This window comes from Chitinophaga sancti (assembly GCF_034424315.1).
In the GTDB taxonomy this organism is placed as follows: Bacteria; Bacteroidota; Bacteroidia; order Chitinophagales; family Chitinophagaceae; genus Chitinophaga; species Chitinophaga sancti.
In genome coordinates this window covers 2,388,315-2,412,480 of the sequence record NZ_CP139972.1, presented here as the reverse complement: position 1 = coordinate 2,412,480, position 24,166 = coordinate 2,388,315, and the positions used below count along the sequence as shown (strand labels likewise).

Below are 24,166 nucleotides of genomic sequence, written 5' to 3'. Positions count from 1 at the left end.
TACCAACATGAATATCAGATCAGGAAAGATATTGCCGGTTGTTGCTGCTGAAAAAACGGCCATCATCTACGGCCCTGACAGGTGGAGTTATGGCGACCTGGCAACAGAAGTCTGGAACAACGCAATGTTGTTGAAATCTACCGCTGGCAGGCCAGTGGCCATCGTTTCAAATCATCCTGTAAAAAGGCTGATCCTGGCGCTCAGTGTAATAGAGGCAGGCGGCTACTGCTGCTTCCTGCATCCGGGAAATGATAAATCGTTGCGTCAGTACCTGCAGACCTGGGGAGATGTGGTGATCCTCACCGACAGAAATTTCATTCACCAGTTTCATCTGCCACAGGTCATCGCTTTTGATAAAGATGGATATACTTTTCCTTCCGCATTGTTTGCAGAAGGGAATATAGCGCCATACGCACCGGAGGGTGGCCTGCTGCTGCGGACTACCACGGAAGACAATACGGCGCTATATATAGCCGATATGCCCTCACTGCGGGAGCATATCGACTACAGCATTGCTGAATTTGGAATTACGGAACACCATCAGCTGATTACCCAGGCCGGCGAACAATACCATGATTTACCGGAATGGCTGCTGCCGGGAATTGTAGCGAAAGCTACTATCCACTTCACCGAGGAGTTTGCAGGTAATATTGAGAAAGAAGGTACGCCTTTGCTGAAACTCACCGCGGAAGGTATCCGGGAATGGCTGCATCAGCCTGCCCGCTACGATATCGGAAAGGGCCGCCTGATCATCAGCGGCCACCGCAAAGTGAATCATCATCTCATCAAAGCCTGGCGTAAACATTTTCCAGGGCTTACCATTGGTTCTTATACCTATCAGCCTTCAGGATTGCCGGTGTCTGTGGCCAGTGGCCACCTGGAATCAGCGGACGTGGAGTGGGGCATTACCGACAGTATCCTCCTGAACCGGCCATTTGGTAAAACCCGCATCGCTATTCACGATGAACAGAACAGGCCTGCTCCGCTGAACGTCAGGGGAAGCCTGCTCATACAGAATAACCTGCTCAACAGGCCCGTAGCTTTTCACCCGCAGCAATCCGCAGATGCCGTACGGTTACTGCCCTCCGGCTACAATGCCCGCTTTGCCGCAGGTGGAAAAATACAGTTGCTGAACCAGCAGGGCCGGGAAGTGCGCAAAGGCAATCAGCTGCTGATGCTTGATGAAATAGAGGAAATCGTATGTACGAATCCGCTGGTATACAAATCTGCCGCTATACAATATTTCCATAATGGAGAGAGCTCTATAACAGTACTGGCTACGCTAAAACCAGGTGAAACCCTTTCACCTGCTGCCTTACGGCAATGGATCAGTGTATACATCCCTGCCGCCAGGATGCCCAGGTATTTCGTGGTGCTGCCGGAATTTCCGGAGCTGGAAGATGGCAGTGTGGATGTGGCGTCTGTGCGCTTGTCGGACAACTGGTACGATAGTCAGGCTACTGCAAATGAAACAGAATCGAAAATCATAGCTGTATGGAAAGAAGCATTGAAGCTGGAAGATATCGGACCTTCGGATGACTTCTTTTCCCTGGGTGGTCATTCGCTCCTGGGGGCAAGGGTGGCTGGTTTGATGAATGAGGCGCTGGGTTGTGCACTCAGCCTTAAAGATATTTTTGTCTATCCTACACCTGCATCACTGGCAGCATTCATCAGTGCTGATACAAGCAACGCTGCTGCGGAGCCCCTGGTTAAGCAGGACCGCGGCAGCCATATCCCCTTATCTTTTTCACAGGAGCGGGTTTGGTTTATTCACAGCATGCAGGGCAGTGTACCATTCCACCTCTCCGCTATGCTGAAACTTTCCGGAAAGCTGGACATCGGGGCACTGGAATATGCACTGCAACAGCTGGTGCAACGCCATGAAGTGATCCGTACGCTCATCCACGAAAAAGATGGCGAGGCCTATCAGCAGGTGATGCCGGCAGAAGGCTGGCAGCTGCTGTTCAGGGACGCTGCCGCACTCAACGGCGAAGAAGACATTCAGGCACTGATCAATGAAACGCAGCAGGTTCCGTTTGACCTGGAAAAAGACTATATGCTGCGCGCCCTGCTGATCCGTAAAGCGGACCAGGAGCACCTGTTGCTGTTTGTAATGCATCACATTGCCACAGACGGCGGTTCCTTCCCGATTATGATGCAGGAGCTGGTAACAGGGTATATTGCCCGGACAGAAGGCCGCGAAGCCAACCTGCCACTATTGCCACTGCAATATGCTGACTATACAATATGGCAGCGCAGGCATCTCTCCGGTTCATTACTGGAACGGGAATCCGGATATTGGAAAAAGCAGCTGGAGGGATTATCACCGCTGGAACTGCCCACTGATTTTGCCCGCCCTGCCATCCAAAGTACTGCTGGTGGCATGGTTACCGCCGCACTGGAAAAGCAGCTCTGCCAGCAGCTGGACCTCGTAGCAAGGCAGGAAGGCGTTACCCGTTATGTGATCTTACTTACAGCATTCAAAATATTACTTGCCAGGTATAGTGGTCAGCACGATATCTGTGTAGGCGTGCCCGTAGCCAACCGCAATTATGCAGCGCTGGAGCCGCTGGTAGGCTTCTTCCTCAACCTGCTGGCATTGCGCACCGACCTCGGCGAAGCAGGCAGCGTACATAATTTGCTGCAGCGGGTGCGTAATACCCTGCTGGAAGCCTACGCCCATCAGGAAGTGCCGTTCGAAAAAGTAGTGGGCGCACAACGCGATCTGAGCCGCAGCCCTGTGTTTCAGGTATTGTTCACCCTCCATGAAGGTGGCGGTGCCGAGAATTTCCGTATCCGGGATCTGGCCCTGAGTGAAGTACACCTGGAGGAAAGGTCTATCCAGTTTGACCTGGACGTGGCGATAGTGGAGAGCAATAGCGGACTCCAGATCAACTTCGGTTACTGCAGCGACTTGTTCAGCAAAACCACGGCTGTGCGCATGGTGCGCCATTTCAGGGAAATCCTTCAGGCCATCCTGGAGAATCCTTACCGTAAAGTGGCTGCAATTCCCATGATTACTGCCGATGAAGCTGCGTTGTTGCGGAGTTTCAATAACAATAAACAGGCTTTCCCCGATCATACCACTTTCGATCAGCTGCTGGATGAAATAGCTGATCGCTATCCGCAGCGGGTGGCAGTAAAACATAATACTAATTTGGTCACCTATACGGAGTTACAGCGGGATGCCGGTAATCTGGCCGGCACCCTGCATTCCGAAGGATGGCTGCAGCCGGAAGATATTGTAGGTGTATTGATGGATCGCTCGCCGCTGCTGGTAACAGCTGTATACGGCATCTGGAAGGCGGGCGGCGCTTATCTGCCGCTGCATCCGGAATTACCGGCGGAACGGCTTAAGCTGATTGCGGAAGATGCCGGATTAAAAATAATTATAACAGAAAGGAAGTATGAAGATGCGGTGCATGCGTTGCAGCAATCATACCCTGCCATTCAGCAGGTCATATTCGCTGATGAGCCGGAATGCATCGGCACAAAGGTGCCTGCGCTGCAACGTGACGGTCATTCGCTGGCATACGTCATCTATACATCGGGGTCTACCGGTACACCAAAAGGTGCGATGGTGGAACACCGCGGAATGATCAATCACCAGTATGCGCGGCTCCGTGAACTGGAGGCGGAGGCGGGCGATAACTGCCGCATTGCGCAGAATGCTTCCCAGAGTTTTGATATATCTATATTCCAGATGTTTGGCGCACTGCTTTGCGGTGGCAGCACGGTGATTTACAGCCAGGAGGTGGTATTGCGCCCTGACCTTTTCCTGCAGCAGGTCTCTGCCGATGGGATTACACTCATGGAGCTGGTGCCCGGATATTTGTCGCTGGTGCTGGATGAATTACCGGGAGATACGGCCACTGTTTTCACCAGCCTCCGGTTTATGCTGGCAGGTGGCGAAACAATGAAGAAGCATCTCGCGGAGCGCTGGTTCCAGGCCTTCCCGCATATACCGCTGGTAAACGGCTACGGACCTACGGAAGCAGCAGATACCATCACACAACACATCATGCGCCAGGTACCGGAGGGGGAAAGCATCTCTATCGGTAAGCCCCTGGCTAATCTCGATATTTACATTGTAGACAACAACGGCGCCCTGTGCCCTCCCGGGGTGATCGGTGAGATCTGGGTGGCAGGCACCGGTGTAGGCCGCGGCTACGTAAACGATCAGTCGAAAACCAACAGATCATTCATAGCCGATCCTTTCAGCGATACCCCGCAACGCCTCTACAAAACAGGCGATCTGGGCCGCTTCCTGGAAGATGGCTCCATTGCTTTCGTGGGCCGGAAAGATCACCAGGTGAAAATCCGCGGCTACCGCATCGAACTCGGTGAAGTGGAACAAAGCCTCAACAAGCTCCCCGAAGTGAAAGAAGCAGTGGTGATGGACAGGGAAGGGGCAGACAAACAACGCGCACTCTACGGCTACGTTACCCTGAATCCAGGCGCGGACGCTGATGAAGCCAGCCTGAAAGCTGCACTAGGCAACATATTACCCGCCTATATGGTGCCCGCATACGTGCTGGTGCTGGACGCGTTTCCATTAAACACAAATGGTAAAGTAGACCGCAAAGCGCTCCCGATGCCGGAAACCGGCGTCAATAGCACCGCAGCGCTGGTGCCGCCGCGTAACCGCATAGAAGCCGTGATGGTGGACATCTGGCAGCGGCTGCTGCATGTTCCGGAAGTGGGCGTTCGTGCGGACTTCTTCGAACTGGGCGGGCACTCACTGCTGGCAGTGAGGGTGCTGTCGGCCATACGTAATGAACTGTCGCTGGACATCAGCATCAGGGATTTCTTCACCTACACCACCATCGAACAGCTGGCCGCAAATTGCGGCAACAGTGTGCTGAATGAAAGTTTATACAGCGGGCTGGAAAAGCAGCCACGTGCCGGCCTTATTCCATTGTCATTCTCACAGGAACGCCTGTGGTTCATAGATCGCCTGCAGGGCTCCCTGCCTTACCATCTTTCCTTCCTGCTGAAACTGACTGGCAAAGTGGATGTGAAAGCCCTGCAGTGGGCATTGCAGCAGATAGTTAACCGACACGAAGTATTGCGTACAGTAATCATCGAAACAGATGGAAAAGGCTACCAGGAAGTATTGCCGGAGAACAGGTGGCAGCTTGAGTTTGTAGATGCCGCTGCTTTCAGCGGCGCTACCGGCCTGGAAAATTTCCTCACGCAATGCAGGCAGCAGCCTTTCAGCTTATCCGCAGACCATCCCCTCCAGGCTACGCTGGTGCGCGAAAGTCGCGATAACTACCAGCTGCTGATAGTAATGCATCATATCGCGTCTGACGGCTGGTCTATTCCGCTACTGGCGCATGAACTGGAGATATATTACAACGCTGCCCTGGCGCAGCATATCCCCGAACTTCCGGCACTGCCGCTGCAGTATGCGGACTACGCCATCTGGCAGCGCAAAGCTATCCAGGCGTCTACATTGGGTAAACAGCTGGCCTACTGGAAAGAGAAGTTATACGGCGTGGAGCCGTTACAATTGCCAACCGATTTTCCTCGTCCTCTTACACAGCGTAATAAGGGGGCGGTGTTACATTATCATATCCCGGCAGCATTGTGTAATGAGCTGGAGGCCTTGTCCAAAGCCAATGGCGTTACCCTCTTTACCACCATGCTGGCCGCTTTTAACGTGTTGCTGCACAGGCACAGCACGCAAAATGACATCTGTGTGGGTATACCGGTGGCAGGAAGAATGCAGCCAGAGCTGGAGCCGCTGATCGGGTTCTTCGTGAATACGATTGCCATCCGCAGCGATTTTTCTGGTAACCCGCTGTTCACCGACTTCCTTCAGCAGTTGAAACAGTCTACCATGGAGGCTTATACGCACCAGGATGTGCCGTTTGAAATGGTAGTGGATCAGCTGACTATTCATCGGGATATGAGCCGTAATCCGGCATTTCAGGCGGCCTTCGCCATAAATAATGTGCCGGAAGCCGGGAACGGCCTGCAACTGAACGGCCTGAACGTGAAAGAGGTGGCGCTACCACGTGAACACGCACGCTTCGATCTTTCCTTTGAATTGTTTGTGGAGCAGGACGGATTGCAGCTGGCAGTAGAGTACTGCACGGACCTGTTTACGGCAGCCACTGCAGCGCGGCTTGCAGCGCATTACAATCAATTACTACAATCCATACTAACTGCGGGAACGGCTACTGTGCAGGAGCTGCCCATGTTGTCGGCCGCGGAAACTGCACAGTTGCTGACGGCATTCAATGATACAAAGCTTAGTTATCCTGATAACACATCGGTAACGAATATACTGGAACAAAAAGTGCTGGCTTACGCAAATCGTATAGCGGTGGCAGACGGTGAGCAGGTGATTTCCTACCGGGAGCTGGATCGCAGCGCGAACCGGCTGGCCCATTACCTGCGCGCTAAAGGCATAGGGAAAGGCTCACTGGTAGCGGTATGCATGGAGCGTTCCGCGGAGCTGATCATCAGCATTACTGCTATCGTAAAAGCCGGTGCAGCTTATGTACCAATTGATCCGGCTTATCCGGAGGAGCGCATTGCATTTATACTGGCGGATACAAATGCAGCCGTAGTAATCACAGATGATAATGGTACCGGGGGTACGAAAAGCTGGCCGGATACACTGGTGTTGCGGATAGACGACTTCCCGCAGCAGGCGGGTATTTTCCCTGAAACCCGTGTGCCGGTGGAAATAGCGCCGGAGGATCCTGCTTATGTGATCTATACTTCCGGCTCCACAGGCGAACCCAAAGGAGTGATCGTTAGCCATCGTTCCCTGCTGAACTTATGCAGCTGGCATGCCCACGCATTTGATGTTACACCGGAAGCCAGAGCTACCACCTATGCCGGTGTTGGTTTTGATGCCGCTGTTTGGGAGATATGGCCATACCTGCTGCATGGCGCCGCATTATACCCGGTGCCGGAATCTGTAAAGCTGGATGTAGAGCAGCTGCTGGAATTTTTCCGCACTAACTGTATTACACATACGTTTTTACCTACAGCTATCTGCGAACAGCTACCGGAGATGACAGCAGCAGATGCAGCAGTTATGCCGCTGATCCTCACCGGCGGCGATCAGCTGAAGAAATACAACCGCGACCTGCGGATAGTAAATAACTATGGCCCAACGGAAGCCACAGTGGTAGCCACATCTATACATCTCTCCGAAATACCGGCAGATGGGCCGCTCACCATTGGCAGACCTATCAGCAATACCAGGATTTACATCCTCAACGATGCACTGCAACTGATGCCTGTAGGCGTGACAGGAGAAATATATGTAGGCGGCGATGGTCTTGCCATCGGCTACCTGAACCGCGAAGAACTGACCAATACCAGATTTATAACGGATCCCTTCAATAACAACGGACGCCTTTATGCCACCGGCGACCTTGGTCGCTGGCTGGCTAATGGGACTATTGAATTCATGGGACGTAAAGACTACCAGGTGAAGATACGCGGCTATCGTGTGGAACCCGGTGAAATAGAAAGCGTGCTGCAGCAGCATCCCCTGGTAACACAGGCAGTAATACTTGCCAGGGAAGATCAGGCGGGTCATAAAGTGCTGGTAGCTTATGTGCAGGCTGATACCACGGATAAAAACCTGCTTACAGAATATTTGAAAAGCAAACTCCCTGCCTACATGGTACCGGCATTAATGGTGCTGATGGAGGAAATGCCGATAACGCCCAATGGTAAAACTGACCGCAATGCGCTGCCCGCGCCTGATTTTACCCAGATCACCACACAGGCCTATGTTGCAGCTGGCAATGAGCTGGAACTTGCCCTGGTGAATATCTGGCAGGAACTGCTGGGCGTAGAACGGGTAGGTATACACGATAATTTCTTTGAGCTGGGAGGAGACTCCATTATCACCATACAGGTGGTGAGCCGCATGAAACGCAAGGGATTCACGTTGCATACCAAAGATATTTTCAGCTGTCAGACTATCGCCGGTCTCGCTGCATTGCTGGCCGAAAGAACCAATACCGGTAGCCATTTTGAGGCAGAACAGGGTACGCTCACTGGCGTCAGCCCGCTATTGCCTATCCAGCAATGGTTCCTGGAAGGCAACCCTGCTGTAGTGAGCCATTTCAACCAGGCAATCTTACTCAATATTAGCAAATCCGTAACGCCAGCTGCGTTAACGCAAATGGCGGAACTACTGATGGCACACCACGATAGCCTTCGCTTTGTATATCGCCGGCAGGCCGGGAAATGGCAACAGGAGTACGGAATACAGCCCCAGGAGATAGTGGCGGTAGAGGACATGACCGGTGCCACTGAATACGAGTTACCTGCGCTGATCGCAACTGCTGAAGCCCGGTACCAGCAAAGTCTGGACATAGAAAGCGGACCCTTGTTGCGCATCGCGCTACTGCAAATTCCTGCATCAGCAGCTGATAATCGCCTGCTCATTGCTATACATCACCTGGTAGTGGATGGCGTGTCCTGGAGAATATTGCTGGAGGATATAGAACTGTTCCTGGATGCAGCGATGAACGGTGTTGCCGCTAATCCTGGTCCTAAAACAGGATCCTACCGCCAGTGGTACCATGGCCTGGAACAATATGCCGCCGCCAGCAGGCTTACTGCTCAGCTTCCATACTGGGAACAGGTGATAGCGGGCTACCTGCCGCTGCCGGTAGATAAATCTTACAACGGTGTTTTAATCGGAAAGGATATACGAAACATACATGCCATCCTCTCCCCGGAACTGACACTTCAATTGCTGCAAAATGTTTCAGGTGTATACAAAACGCAGATCAACGACCTGCTGTTGGCAGCCCTGGCACGCGTGATCTGCGACCACAGCGGTCACCGCAAAGTGACAATAGGACTGGAAGGCCACGGGCGCGAAGAAGTGGGTGGTGATATAGATATCAGCCGTACCGTAGGCTGGTTCACGAATCTGTACCCGGTACTGCTGGATGTTACCCATGCCAATACCGACAAAGATCTCATCCGTAATATCAAAGAACAACTGCGTAGTATCCCTGACAAAGGAATGGGCTACGGCGTGCTGAAGTTCATTCGCCAGGAACCGGCGCTTGCCGGTACAGATCCCTGGGACATTGTATTCAACTATCTGGGGCAGCTGGATAATATGGTGAGCAGCAGTAAGTGGTTCAATGGTATGGACGACAGCAATGTTGCAGTATCCACGGTGAGCCCGCTTAACCCCGTGAAGGAAAAGATCGCTATCACGGCCATGGTAGAAGAGGGCCGGCTGCATATTTCCTGGAATTACAGCAGCATACATTTCGATACAGGTACTGTTCAGCAGCTGGCAGATCGCTACCTGCAGGTGCTCAGCGCACTCATTCAGCATTGTTTGAGTCAGTGGGAGGAAGGTGCGGTATACACGCCGTCCGACTACGGACTCCATGCGGAAATCAGCAACGCCGAGCTGGATAACTTCTTCCTGGAGCAGCAGTCGCGCAATGAGGAAGAGGCCGATATGGACAGCATCCTGAACTTCTAAAGCAATACACTAGAAATGAGTATAAAAGAATTTGTAGAACATATTGAAAGCAGGCATTTTTCCCTGGTGGCAGAAGGTGAGTCGCTCAGCCTGAAAGCCAACAGGAAAAAGCTAAAGGCCGAAGAGATAGACGCCGTGCGGCAGGATAAAGAGATCATCAGTTTTATTAAAGCTAACAAACCCGCACTGATAGCCTACCTGACGGAGGCACCGGCAAAAAAGAAAACAGATGAAGTAAGTGCACTGTATCGCCTTAGTGGCCTGCAGGAAGGCATGTTGTTTTATGGCCTTTATGATACAGAAACCGGTGCATACATCAACCAGTTTGCCTGTGATCTGATTTCGCCGGATGTGGAGGCATTTGAGAAAAGCTGGCAGTATGCCATCAATAACCATAGCATCCTGCGTAGCAGCTTTTATTATGATAGTTTCAATATCCCTGTACAATGCGTATACAGGCATGTGGAACTGCCCGTAAATCATTTCGATTACAGAGAGATGGATGCCGCCGCGCAGGACGCTGCCATCGCAGCTTTTGAGGAGGAAGACCGCAGGCGTGGCTTCGATTTCAAAAAAGCCCCCGTGATGCGATTGGCGCTGATCCGGTTATCGGATCGTCGTTACCGTATGGTATGGACACATCATCATATTCTGCTGGATGGCTGGTCAGTTCCCATTCTGATGGAAGAAGTACTACAGGCATATGAGCAACTCACTGCGGGCAGGGAATTACTGCCGGTGCCGGAAGATCGCTATGAAGATTATATCCGCTACCTGGAATCGCGCAATAAAGAGGCAGATGAGGCATTCTGGCGCAGTTATCTGAAAGATACAGAAGAGGCATGCCTGTTACCATTTGTGGCAACTACGGCCAACAGAACCAGGGGCCTCGGTACTTACGCTACAGAAAAATTTCATACGGGTGCCGGTGTTACTGCCAGAATTGAGGCATACGCACAACGGCAGCATATTACCGTGAATACACTGATGCAGGGCGTGTGGGCGTTGCTGCTACATCGTTATACAGGCAGGGATGGCGTTACATTTGGCGTAACCGTGTCCGGGCGCCCGGAAGAACTGCCAGCTGTGGAGCGCCGCATCGGTATGTTCATCAACACGCTGCCGGTGCAGACCATCTGCCAGGCTGGCCAGCATATTGCCGGCTGGCTGCAGCAGCTGCAGCAGGAGCAACAGCAGTGCCGGGAATACCAATACACCACACTCAATGATATTCAACGCTGGAGCGGTATTCAGGGCGACTTATTCGATACCATCCTGGTGTTTGAGAACTATCCGGTATCTGAAGCCGCGGCAGCGGCGGGTGCTGCCCTGCAGTTGGAAAATGTATTTTTCCACGAACAGACCAACTATCCGCTGGACATCATGGTCGAAACCGGGAAGGAGATCACTGTTTCCTTCAACTATAATACCGCATTATTACAGGAATACTATGCAAAGCAGATTTGCAGGCATTTTGAACTTGTGCTACTGCAGGTGATTGACGGCACGGCCCAACAGCTGCAGGATGTAACGTTGATAACAGCCGCAGAAAAACGTGTGCTGGTAGAAGATTTTAATAATACAGCAAGGGCCTATGATCTCTCCACCACCTTCTATCATGCGGTGGAGAAATTTGCTGTGGCCACACCGCAGAAAACGGCGATCATCTGCAACGACAGGTATTTAACTTATCAGCAGCTGAACGACCGCGTAAATACAATGGCAGCAGGTATCAGTAACCGGGTGAGTATTGTTGAAGATGACTTTGCAGCTGTATTCATGGATCGTTCGGAGAATATGGCGGCTGCCATCCTGGCCTTGTGGAAACTGGGAGGAGCTTACATTCCCATCGAAAAGAAATTACCTGACAACCGTATCATCTCCATCCTGGAAGATGCGGGCGTCAAAGCTGTGATAGCAGAACGTAACCTGGTATCGCCGGCAGTGGCGGAGAAAATTCAGCAGCTATGCACCCTCATTTATACTGATGAGTTGCTGAATGGTACGTCTGCAGCTAATCCCGGCAGTTCATTTAATCCGCACAGCCTTTCATTCTCCGTATTTACTTCCGGTTCTACCGGGAGACCCAAAGGAGCTATGAGTGAGCATATTGGCATGATGAATCATGCCCTCGCCACGGTAGATTACCTGGAAATGGATAACAACAGCGTGCTGGTGCAGAATGCGTCTCACAGTTTCGATATCTCTGTATGGCAGTTCTTTACTGCTTTCATCAAAGGCGGTACAACGCTGGTATATGACGATGATGTGGTGAATAATTCGGAGGAATTTTTAAGAAGACTCATGGTACACCAGGTGACTGTGCTGCAGGTTGTACCTACTTATCTCAACCTGCTGCTGGACATCCTGGAGAAAGAGCCGGAGCGATACCCGCTGCCGGTGAAGCGCCTGGTATGCGGTGGTGAAATACTGAAGCCGGAAACAGTGAAACGCTGGTTTGCGTTGTACCCGGATACCACGATGGTGAATGACTATGGACCTGCGGAAGCGTCAGACGGCACCTGTTGGTATGTGTTCAATCATCTGCCGGATGGCATGGAAAAAATACCCGTTGGTACTTCCATTTACAACATGCATACCTATATTGTTGATAGCTATATGAACCTTTGCCCGGTGGGTGTTGTAGGGGAGCTTTGTGTGGCCGGCGTAGGTGTGGGCCGTGGATATATTGGTGATCCGGAAAAAACAGCTGCAGCATTTACTACTGATCCGTTCCTGCCTGAGAAAAATCAGCGCCTGTATAAAACCGGTGACCTTGCCCGCTACCTGCCGGATGGATTGCTGGAGTTCCATGGCCGTAAAGATTACCAGGTGAAGGTGAATGGCCAGCGGATAGAATTGGGGGAGATAGAAGCCAAACTGGCGCAGTTGCCTGGCGTAAAGGATGCGGCCGTGATTGCAGCAGATGATACTACCGGTCGTAAGTACCTGAGTGCCTTTGTAGTTTTTCATGAAGCACAGGCGGTAGCATTCAACGCGATCAAAGAACAGCTTTCCGGTGAACTGCCGCCATATATGGTGCCGAGGCAATTCCAGGAACTGGAAGTGCTGCCGGTGAATGCCAATGGTAAAGTGGATCGTAAATTGCTGGCCCGCATGAGTGCTGCAGTTGTAGTAGAAAACGATTTTGTTGCTGCGGAACAGGAGGTGGAAAAAATACTGGTAGCCGCATGGCAGCTGGTGTTGAAGAAAGATAAGGTCGGGGTTACAGACAACTTCTACGAATGCGGCGGAGACTCCATCAGCGCCATCCAGGTGGCATCGCAGGTATACCGCCATGGATATAAGGTAGAGATCAAAGATATTATGAAACTGCCCACTATCCGTGAATTAAGTGGGGCGTTGAAGCCGCTGAAAGTAACAGCGGAACAGGGCGAGGTAACAGGTTATGTGCCATTAACGCCTATCCAGGCGGATTTCTTCGCTATGGAAAAAGCAGTGCCGCATCATTACAACCAGGCCGTCATGCTTCAGGCAGCACAGCCGGTTAATGAAACAGCCATGCGGGCTGCGTTACTGGAGCTCTCCAATTTCCACGATGTCCTACGCACCATATTTACGGAAGATAACGGCAAAATGCTGCAGTATATCCGTCCTGGCGGTATTGAGGTGCCGCTGAGCGTGAACGACTGGCGTCATGCATCCAATGCCACCTCTCTGATGGAAGAAACGGCGGATCTGCTCCAGGCCGGGCTGCACCTGGCTTCCGGGCCATTGATGAAAGCCGCCATTTTCCGTCTGCCGGAAGGAGATCATCTCTTTCTGACCATCCATCACCTGCTGGTGGATGCCGTATCGTGGAGGATTTTGCTGGAAGACCTCTTCGCCCTCTATGCACAACAGCTCACCCAACAACAGGTAACCCTGCCGGCGAAAACAGATGCGTTCCGGCTGTGGTCAGATCGCCTTGCACAATATGCCAACAGCAGCGAATTCAAACAGGAAATAGACTACTGGCAGCGCATGCATACCGTTGGTGCGGCCGCCATTCAAATGGATGGCGATTCCCTGAATGCCCCGGCTGTTAAGGATATCCGGGAGTACAGTGTACGCCTGGGCGAAGATGTAACTACGCAGCTGACCAGGCAGGCACACACTGCCTTTAATACTGACATCAACGATTTACTGTTGGCGGCACTGGGCCTTGCTACGGCCAGGGTGTTTGGCCTCCGGCAACTGCAGCTGATGCTGGAAAGCCACGGCCGCCCGGATATCCTGAAAGATATTTCTGTATCCCGCACTGTTGGCTGGTTTACGGCAGAGTATCCCGTGTGCCTGGATCTGCAGCAGGTCGGTGATCTTTCCCTGCACATTAAACAAACCAAAGAACTCCTGCATAAAGTGCCGAATAATGGTATCGGCTATGGGCTGGCAAAGTACAGCACCACAAACAGCCCCCTGCGCCATATGCACAAACCTCAACTGGTATTCAACTACCTCGGCGCCACCGGCGATGATTTGCCGGAAGGTGAATTCCGCCTGCTGGAACATGCACCGGGAGCGGTGGAATCACCACTCAACAAAAGTGATTATGCATTGGAATTAATCGGCTTCCTGCGGGAAAATCAGCTGGTGCTCACCGTTTATTATTCCGCTGTTCAGTTCCGCGAAGAAACGATCAGCCGCTGGATGGAAGCCTACAAAGAAGCGCTGGAAACAGTGACCGCACTGTGTACCGGCAGTATCATCCGGGAGTACACGCCAAGCGATTACGATTATAAAGATCTGTCGCTGGAGGAACTGAATCAACTCAATGCCCTATTTGAATAATCATATACCCAATAACTCAAAATTCTAAACTTTTTTACTATGTCCGATTATTCCAGATTTCATTTATCCGAGAAACCAAGGATCATCAGTGCACAGATTCCCGGCCCGCGTTCACAGGAGTTACTGGCCCTTCAGCAGGAAATTGAAGGTAGCGTAGTGTCTTATCCCAGAAGTATACCCATTGCAATTGAACGCGCAAAAGGCGCGGTGGTAGAGGATGTGGACGGTAATCAGTTCCTCGACTTTTTCGCCGGTGCCGGCGTGGTGAACCTGGGACATACAAATGAGGAAGTACTGTCTTATGTTACTGCACAACAGGAGAAGCTCATTCATGCGCTGGACTTCCCTACTGAAAATAAATTATCCGCTATTCAGAAAATACTGGCGCATCTGCCTGAGGAACTGAGAGATCAGTACAAGGTGAGTTTCGGCGGCCCCACTGGCTCTGATGCTATAGAAGCCGCACTGAAACTGGCCAAAATTAAAACCGGCCGCGATACCATCATCGCTTTTACCGGCGGTTATCACGGTATGACGTCCGCAGCGTTGTCGCTCACTTCAGACACCGCTTTCCGCAACCGCCTGACCTCCCTCACGCCGAACGTACACTTCGTTCCATACAGCTATTGCTACCGCTGCCCATTCAAGCTGGATGAAGCGAATTGCAAAATGGCCTGTGTGGATTACCTGCGCAATATCCTGGAAAATAGCCACTCTGGTATTCCAAAGCCGGCGGCCATTGTGATAGAGCCCATACAGGGTGAAGGCGGAAACATTGTACCGCGCGAAGGTTACCTGGAAGCACTGGTGAAACTGGCGCATGCACATGATGTGCTGGTGATCTTTGATGAAATCCAGAGCGGGTTTTTCCGTTCCGGCGAATTCCTGGCCTGGATGCACACCGGCGCTGTACCTGATATCATCACTATCTCCAAAGGTATTGGCGGGGTAGGCCTGCCGCTGTCAGCGCTCATCTATCGCAAGGATGTAGAGGCCTGGGGCCCTGCTGCACACATCGGTACTTTCCGCGGCAACCAGGCCAGCCTGGCTGGTACAAATGGTGCGTTCGACTTTGTGGACAGGTATAATCTCAACGAGCATACGAAAAAAGCTGGTGAAAGACTGATTAACGGGCTGAAAGCTTTGCAGGAAAACAGCGCTTACATTGGCGATGTACGCGGCAGAGGCCTGATGATCGGGGTGGAACTGGTGAAAGATAAAAAGACAAAGGAGCCATTCCCGGCGCTGGTGAAACGCTTCAGGAATGAGTGCATGCAGCGCGGACTCATCTTCGAAGTAGGTGGACATTACAATAATGTGGTGCGCCTGGTGCCGCCATTGATTATTACAGATGCCATCATCGACAATGCCCTGGCCATTATGGAAGTGGCGCTGGCAGAAAGTGAATCGGCTGTAAAAGAAACGGTCAGAATGGCAACTGTATAAGCTTCCGGGCTGCTGCTCCCCAATTTTATTGCCCCTATAAAATCTATTCAATGAACGATAAGCATAATATACAAAAGATTTACCCCCTCACAGCCATGCAGGAAGGCATGTTGTTCCATGCCATGTATGGTGGTACCAACGCCTATTTCAACCAGGTATGCTACCGCACTTCCGGCGTGCTGGATGTGCCCGTGCTGAAGGAAAGCCTTGATATGCTTTCCCTGCGTCACGACATCCTCAGAACCGCTTTTGTATATGAGAAGAACGAACGGCCTATCCAGGTGGTGCTTAAAAACCGCAGGATTGGTTTCGGGTTAACAGATATATCCCACCTCAGCGAAGGCGAAGCAGCAGCCTTTACAGCGGAATTCAGACAGCAGGACATTGCGCGCGGGTTCGACCTTGTGAAAGACCCGCTCATGCGCCTCTCCGTAATAAAACTGGCCAACAACGGCTATGAGTTCGTATGGAGCCACCATCACATCCTGTTGGACGGATGGTGTATTCCCGTGTTACTTCAGGAACTGGTGACCATCTACCACGCGCTGGTAGCTGGTCAGCCAGTCAGACTCGCATCTCCCGTACCCTTCTCCCTTTATATCCAATGGCTGGAGAAACAGGATAAACAGGAGGCCGCCAGCTACTGGCGGAATTATCTCAACGGCTACACCTCGGTAGCCTCCGTACCTCCTGTATTATTCCCGGCATCCGACAAGGCCCCCCGCCAAACACTGACAGAAAAACTACGTTTACCCGATGCTATTACCACTCAGCTGGAAGGAATTGCCCGCCGGGAAAAGGTAACCATGAATATCCTGTTCCAGGCCATCTGGGGCCTGCTGCTGGCGAAGTTCAACAATACCAACGATGTGGTGTATGGGAATGTAGTGTCCGGCCGGCCTTCTGATATTCCCGGTGTAAATGAAATACTGGGGCTGTTCATTAATACCATACCCCTGCGCATCCGCTTTCAGCCGGAGACCCGCTTCAGCGATCTGCTGCACACTGTTCACAATGAAAGCCTGGAAGGGCTGCCTTATCATTACGCCCCGCTGGCGGAAATACAGTCTGGCAGCGCGCTAAAGCGCGATCTGCTCCAGCACATCGTGGCCGTAGAAAACTACCCGCTGGAGGAAAGTATTAAACAATCCGGCAGCAACGGCGATATTTTCGATGTGCAGGAAGTGAAAATGTTTGAAGAAACCAACTACGATTTTCATATCAACGTGATGGTAGGAGGGCAGTTTGAGGTGATCATGTCGTATAATCCTGCCAGTTATACTGCTGAATATATCCGCGCTATGCTGCAGGAATTGGAGCAGATTGTGATGCAGGTGATTCGCGATGAGGATATTCAGGTAGGTAATATCCGGATTGAAGTACCCGTGGAAGTTCGCTCTCAACCGGCGTTTCAGCTGGCCTACTGGAAAAAACAGTTGTCGGGTGCGGAACCGCTGCAGATACCTGCGGACTTCCCCCGCACCGCTGCGGCTTCGGTTGACCGGGCTACTGAATCGCTCCACATCGGTCAGCCGGAATACAATGCCCTCGCTATTCTTTCCGTCGACGAAAATACCAACGTATTCAATACCCTGCTGGCGGCCTGGAATGTACTGATGTATCGCTACACCGGTCAGAAATCGATCAGCACCGGTATACCGGTAACCCGGGGAAATGGGCTGCTGCCACTGCGCATAGATATGGAAGCAGCACCGCTGTTCAGCCAGTTGTTGCTGGAGGTGAAGCGTAACAGCCGCGCTGCAGCCGAACACCAGGATGTATCCCTGCCCGCCATCGCAACAGCAACTGGTATTCCCACAGGGGAACTTTTCGCCACAGCTTTTACAACTGCTGATACTGCTGTAACAGCCGAAGCCGAGTTACAGGTAAGCATATTGGAAACAGCGGAAGAAGTGCAGATCATGGTCCGCTACGCCAGCAGCCAGTATACCGGGGCAACTATTCAGCGTATGCTCCGGCATTATCATCAGCTACTCCGCGGCATCATTGCCAATCCCGCAGTTAAAACAGCATTGGTACCCTTACTGACGGAAGAAGAATCGGCAGCACTGCTGAAAGCCTCTGCCGAAAGGACGGCCGGTTACCCTTATCATAAAACTATCAACGACCTGATTGAAGAACAGGTTGTTAAGACCCCTGAAAATATTGCCGTAACATTCGGTACACAACAACTGAGTTATCGTGTGCTGAATGAGCGTGCCAACCGGCTGGCACATTACCTGCGCCTGAGAGGCGTGCAGCCTGATTCGTTAGTGCCTGTATGCCTGGAACGGGGCACTGAAATGATAGTAGCATTGCTGGGCATTCTAAAAGCCGGCGGTGCCTATGTGCCCGTAGATCCGGCCTACCCGAAGGAGCGCATCGCTTTCATGCTGGAAGATACCGCAGCCCCCCTGGTGCTGGCAGCATCCAATACTGCTCATGTGCTGGCGGACAACTCCAATGCAGAACTGATATTACTGGACGATGACTGGGAGAAGATCAGCCAGGAAAATGCGGGCAATCCCACACCGGTCGTGGCTCCTCATCACCTGGCCTATGTTATCTATACCTCCGGTTCCACCGGAAAGCCGAAAGGCGTGCTGATAGAGCATCGCAACGTGGTACGTTTATTCGAAACCGATGCACCCCTGTATGATTTCAACAGCAGTGATGTATGGACGATGTTCCATTCTTTCTGTTTCGACTTTTCCGTTTGGGAAATGTACGGTGCCCTGTTCTATGGTGGCCGCGTGGTGATAGTACCAAAGGAAACGACCCGCGATGCCTTAGCCTTTGCTGCACTGCTGGCTGGCGAAGGCGTGACGGTGCTGAACCAGACCCCCTCGGCATTTTATGTGCTGCAGGAATCGCTGGGTAGCACACCTGCCAACCTGAACATACGTTACGTGATATTTGGCGGCGAGGCCCTGAATCCTGCTGCAGTAAAGCCCTGGGCAAGTATGCTCCCGGCCTGCCGCATCATCAATATGTACGGCATCACGGAAACAACCGTGCACGTTACCTACCAGGAAATTGGTGAAGCAGAAATGAACAGCAGCAGGAGCGTGATCGGAGAACCTATTCCTACACTCGGACTATATATCCTGGATGCAAACATGAACCTCTCGCCCACCGGCGTTCCTGGGGAATTGTATGTATCCGGTGCAGGGCTGGCGCGCGGTTATCTGCACCGCAACCAGCTCACCAATGAACGTTTTATTCCTAACCCGTTCAATGGCGGAAAACAGGGCCGGCTCTACAAAACAGGGGACCAGGCCCGCTGGCTGCCGGATGGAAATATTGAATACCTGGGCCGTATTGACAACCAGGTGAAGATCCGCGGCTTCCGTATTGAGCTGGGAGAAATTGAAAATGCAATCCAGCAGAGCGGTTTCGTGAAGCAGGCCGTGGTGATAGCAGATACCGACCGGAGTGGCGAAAAACGCCTGGTGGCGTACATTACCACGGAAGACAATTTTACCCGCCAGGCATTACTCTCTTACCTGGAGAGCCGCCTGCCGGAGTACATGGTACCTGCCATCATTATTCCGCTGCCATTTTTCACGCTTACCTCAAACGGGAAAACTGACCGTAACGCATTACCGGCACCAGATGCAGGTCCGGTGGCCACTTACGAGCCACCGGCAAACGAAACAGAAGAAGTGCTGGTGAGGCTCTGGCAACAGCTGCTGGGCGTTGAACGTGTTGGCGTGCACGATAATTTCTTTGAACTGGGCGGGCACTCACTTTCCGCTATCCGCGTGGCAGCTGCTATCAATAAACATTTTAGCGCTGCGCTGAAGGTGGTGGCTGTTTTCCAATATGCCACTATCCGCGAACTGGCCCGGCACATCAACCCGAACGAAGCCACGTATACCACTATACCACAGGCGCCGGAAATGGATACCTATCCATTGTCGCATGCCCAAAAAAGACTATGGCTCATCTACCAGCTGGACGAGGCACGATCCAACTACAACATGCCGCTGGCCTTTACATTCCGCGGTAACGTGGATGTGGCGGCACTTTCCGCTGCCTTTAACCTGCTGGTAACGAGACACGAGATACTACGTACGATATTTGTAACTGAAGACGGTGAGCCAAGGCAGCGGGTGCTGCGGCATGGACAAGGATTCGCCCTTCAGGTGAGCGACCTGCGTGGAAAAGAAAATGTCTATACATACCTGGATACCCTGATAGCAGCAGAATCGGCTACTGTATTCGATCTGACAGATGGCCCTTTATATCGGGCACATCTCTGGCAAACGGGCGAACAGGAATATGCATTCTTCATTGTGCTGCACCATATCATCACGGATGCATGGTCTACCGCCGTTATCATGAATGATCTGCTGCAGTTATATCATGGGCTGCTGGATCATGGCAACGCCATGCCGCCTGCACTGGGCATACAATATAAGGACTATGCCGTGTGGGACCTGTCGCAGGTACAGCAGCCCGGCTACGCTGCACACAGGGATTATTGGCTGGAACAATTCAGAGAACCGGCACCCGTGTTGGAACTGCCGGCGGATTATCCCCGTCCTGCTGCGTTGGAACAAACCGGAAAACTGGTGCGTACCCGCGTGGATGCTCCACTGCTTGCATCGTTGAAAGCCACCGCCCATCAACAGGGCGTAAGCCTGTTCATGTTGCTGCTGGCCGGATTCAAAGCCTTGCTGCATCGTTATACCGGCCAGGAAGATCTGGTGATTGGATCGCCGGCGGCGGGCCGCAGTCATACAGATCTGGATAACCAGGTTGGTTTTTATGTAAACACATTAGCCCTCCGCACCCGGTTTGCCGGAGACCAGCCGTTCGCTGATTTGCTGGAGGCCGTGAAAATATCCACCCTCGGTGCTTACGAGCACCAGCAGTTCCCCTTCGATCAGCTGGTGGAAGAATTGGCCATTCCCCGCGAAACTGGCCGCTCACCACTGTTCGACATCATGTTCGTATTACAGAACATGGAAAGCGATGGTTTGATGCCAAAGGATACACTCAGCTTTGAAGTGGCTGATTATCCACTGGGCTCACAGGGAAATAAATTTGATTTGACAATTGAAATGTGGGAGTCCGACTCTGCATTGGAAATGACCTTTGAATATAACAGCGGTATTTTCAGCGAGGCGCGCATGAACCGTATGGCACAACATTTCAGTAATCTGCTGCAGGCCGTGGTGAAGGATTTGCGAACACCTCTCATCCGGCTGGATTATATAGCAGCTGAAGAGAAACAACTGCTGCTGGAAGTATTTGCCGGCAGGGCGGATAAGTTGCCGAAACAGATCAACGTGGTCCGCCTGTTTGAAGAAATAGTGCTGCAGTATCCGGATTCGCCGGCGGTAGGAGATGAAGCCGCTGTATACACTTACCGGGAACTGAATGTCCGCGCCAACAGGCTGGCACATTATCTCCGCCTTCATTACTATACCGGCGAAAACGATATCGTAGCCATAGTGATGTCCAGGTCAGCTGATTTTGTTACAGCTATGCTGGCGGTGCTGAAAACCGGCGCGGCTTACTTGCCGCTGGAACACAATACACCAAAGGATCGTATACGCACCTTGCTGGAGCAAACGAATGCGGCGCTGGTGATTACAGATGATGCTGCAATAACTGATGGATTAGATGCAGGTATCCCTGTAATTGCTCCGGATGCCGCCACCCTGGAGCTGTTTCCGCAGGATAACCTCCATGATACCGGCATCACCGGCAACTCAATGGCGTATGTGATGTTCACCTCCGGTTCTACAGGCACACCTAAAGGTGTGATGGTAACACACAAAAGCATTGTACGCTTAGTCAGGAATACAAACTATATAACGCTAACTGCAGCCGATCGCATACTGCAAACGGGCTCCTTATCATTTGACGCGGCCACCTTCGAAATCTGGGGTGCTTTGCTGAATGGAGGCCAGGTGCATTTGCTGGACCTGATGCATCTGCTGGACACCCAACAGTTGTCCGCTGCTATCAGAGAAAAGGAAATCAACACCATGTGGTTTACCGCCTCCTGGTTTAACCAGCTGGCTGACCAGGACCCAACGCTGTTTCGTTCGTTGAGCAGGCTGCTGACCGGTGGAGAGGCACTGTCTCCATCGCATATACGAAAGGTACAGCAGGCCTGCCCTGATACTATTATCATTAATGGTTACGGACCTACAGAAAACACCACCTTCTCTATCTGTGGCCCGGTGCCGCATTTCCCGGAAACTGCCGTGCCGCTGGGGCGCCCTATCACCCACAGCACAGTGTATATCGTGGACAGGCAGAACCAGCCCGTGCCGGTAGGTATTCCAGGTGAAATATTATTGGGAGGCGAGGGGTTGAGTACGGGCTATATCGGTGATCCGCAGCGCACGGCTCATCAGTTCATTGCGCATCCTTTTATGGTGGGCGAAAAGGTATATCGTTCCGGGGATATTGGCAAATGGCTGGAAGATGGTACGGTAGCGTTCCTGGGCCGTGTAGACGACCAGGTGAAAATCCGTGGTTACCGGGTAGAACCTGGCGAAATTGCTCATGCTGTCAAAGATATTCCAGGCATCCGCGATGCTTATGTTTCAGCGGAAAAAAATGCACAGGGGCAGAAAATGCTGATCTGCTTTTATACGGCGACGCAGGCTTTACTGCCAGCTGTGCTGAAGAATGCCCTGAAAGTACAGTTGCCTGACTACATGGTACCGTCTCTTTTCATTCACATGGAGCAGCTGCCGCTGAACAGGAATGGAAAGCTGGACAGGCAGGCATTACCAGATATTGACTGGCTGCTGCAACAGCAGGCAAACAATAGCGAAGCTCCTGCAACGGAAACGGAAGCTGCAGTACTGGCCCTCTGGGAAGAGGTGCTGGGCAGAACAGGCTTCGGTATGCAGGATAATTTCTTTGAAGTGGGCGGGAGTTCACTGCTCGCATATCGAATCATTTCCCTGGTGGAAACCAGGTTGGGCGTGAAAATTAACCTGGCGGCCTTTTTTCGGAACCCGGAGATAGGTACACTGGCAGCAGTGATCACAGCAACAGCGCCATCTGCTGCCAATGAAATTCCTTTGGTGCCTGCCGCAGAACTATATGAATCCTCCCGTGCACAACAACGTTTATGGATACTTGATAAACTGGAAACCGAAAAACATGCATTCAATATCACCGGTGCATTTGTAATCACGGGCGCATTGCAAATCCCAGCATTGGAACAGGCATTGCAGCTTATGGTGGCAAGGCATGAAATACTGCGCACCGTTTTTGAAGATCAGGAAGGCCTGCCATACCAGCGCATCCTCGATAACGAACAGTGCCCCGTTTCACTGGTGGTTACCACCGTAACCGGCGACGTGAGGACCCACGGAGCAGCCCTGCTGAAACAGGAAGAACAACATGTGTTTCAGTTGAACCAGTGGCCGCTGATCCGCATGCGGGTGGTGACCTCCGGGGAAGAACATGTGCTGGTGGTAAACATGCACCATATCGTTGGCGATGGCTGGTCCGTTCAATTATTCTATACTGAGATACTTACCCTCTATACGCAGCTGGTAAACGGAGAAACACCCGTGTTGCCGCCGCTGCGCATACAGTATAAAGACTATGCCGCCTGGCATCAGCGCAGGCTACAGCAATCGTCTGTTACAGATGAACCTTACTGGTTGAATAAACTGCAGCAGGAAAACAGGCCGGATTTACCGCTGGATTTCCCCCGTGCCCGTACCCGCGCATATAGTAGCAATGCCCTGCACTTTGACCTGGATAATGCCACCCTCGCTACTTTCCGCAACTGGACCCGGGAACGGGAGGTGAGCATGTTCATGATCTGCCAGGCCCTGGTGGTACTGTGGCTGCGGCAATATATGAAGACAAACGACATTGCCGTAGGTACTACCTCCGCAGGCAGAGATCATCCAGATCTGCAGCAGCAGATGGGATTCTATGTGAACGTGATGGTACTGCGCACCCAGCTGCAGGAGCAGGACAGCTTCTTTACCGCACTGGACAAAGTGAAGGGCACCACGCTGGAAGCATACGAGCATCAGCATTATCCGTTTGACCTGCTGGTAGATAAACTGAAACAAAAAAGAGATCTCGGAAGAAACCCACTCTTTGATGTAATGTTATCGTTTAACGACGGCTTTTCTGTTGACGCGCCAGCTGCAACCAATTTCACGGAACTGACTACAACACCGGGTGAAGGCTCCAACAAATACGACCTGACAATTTTCTTCACCACAGATCAGGAGCATGGCATCCAGGTGGAACTCGTGTATAACAATTCGTTATTCATGGCCTCCACCGCTCAATACCTGCAGCAACTGTTTATGGCCGTAGTACACCAGGCGCTGATGGATCCACATGCAACACTGAATGCAACATCAGCCGCCACGCCACTGCAGGAGGCCATTACACTGGAAGACGATTTTAGCTGATCCCTTAACCCAATTT

At 52.0% G+C, this 24,166-nt stretch carries 4 protein-coding genes; all 4 read left to right on the top strand.

Going from position 1 to position 24,166, the window contains the following annotated elements; genetic code table 11:
- The first annotated feature begins 7 nt into the window (after positions 1-7).
- The 4 genes from U0033_RS08995 to U0033_RS08980 are packed head-to-tail and all read left to right on the top strand — an operon-like array spanning position 8 to position 24,150.
- On the top strand, positions 8-9,493 hold the full coding sequence (locus U0033_RS08995) for a non-ribosomal peptide synthetase (protein ID WP_072365576.1): 9,486 nt from the start codon (positions 8-10) through the stop codon (positions 9,491-9,493).
- 15 nt (positions 9,494-9,508) lie between these two features.
- The gene (locus U0033_RS08990; RefSeq protein WP_072365579.1) at positions 9,509-14,284 is read left to right on the top strand and encodes a non-ribosomal peptide synthetase; all 4,776 of its coding nucleotides are present in this window, start codon (positions 9,509-9,511) and stop codon (positions 14,282-14,284) included.
- Between the two features lie 39 nt (positions 14,285-14,323).
- On the top strand, positions 14,324-15,730 hold the full coding sequence (locus U0033_RS08985) for an aspartate aminotransferase family protein (RefSeq protein ID WP_072365581.1): 1,407 nt from the start codon (positions 14,324-14,326) through the stop codon (positions 15,728-15,730).
- 50 nt (positions 15,731-15,780) lie between these two features.
- Complete coding sequence (locus U0033_RS08980) at positions 15,781-24,150, top strand: non-ribosomal peptide synthetase (RefSeq protein WP_072365583.1); 8,370 nt, start codon at positions 15,781-15,783, stop codon at positions 24,148-24,150.
- Positions 24,151-24,166 lie beyond the last annotated feature (16 nt).

Bases quoted from the DNA above. Each gene is read 5' to 3' on its own strand.
- U0033_RS08995 (WP_072365576.1), top strand. From the start codon at position 8: ATGAATATCAGATCAGGAAAGATATTGCCGGTTGTTGCTGCTGAAAAA.
- U0033_RS08990 (WP_072365579.1), top strand. From the start codon at position 9,509: ATGAGTATAAAAGAATTTGTAGAACATATTGAAAGCAGGCATTTTTCC.
- U0033_RS08985 (WP_072365581.1), top strand. From the start codon at position 14,324: ATGTCCGATTATTCCAGATTTCATTTATCCGAGAAACCAAGGATCATC.
- U0033_RS08980 (WP_072365583.1), top strand. From the start codon at position 15,781: ATGAACGATAAGCATAATATACAAAAGATTTACCCCCTCACAGCCATG.